Below are 244 nucleotides of genomic sequence, written 5' to 3' on the forward strand. Positions count from 1 at the left end.
ATTGAGGGACCGCCGCCTCCAGGCTCATTCCATGCGCATCCTGCTGATTGAAGACGACCGCGCCATTGCCAGCGGTATCCACGCCGGACTCACCCAGGCCGGACATCGCGTGCACACGGTGCATGACGGTGTGTTTGCCGCCGAACAGCTTGCCAAGCAGACGCACGATCTGGTGATTCTCGATCTCGGCCTGCCGGGCATCGACGGCATGACGTTGCTGTCGCAGTTTCGGACACGCGACCGT

At 62.7% G+C, this 244-nt stretch carries 1 protein-coding gene; it reads left to right on the plus strand.

Features of this window, described 5'->3' with window-relative positions; genetic code table 11:
- Positions 1-31 precede the first annotated feature (31 nt).
- Positions 32-244, plus strand: a 213-nt coding sequence (locus JHD73_RS28990) for a response regulator transcription factor (protein ID WP_199033465.1), incomplete at its 3' end; no start/stop codon positions are given.

This window comes from Ralstonia sp. ASV6, from assembly GCF_016429285.1.
In the GTDB taxonomy this organism is placed as follows: Bacteria; Pseudomonadota; Gammaproteobacteria; order Burkholderiales; family Burkholderiaceae; genus Ralstonia; species Ralstonia flaminis.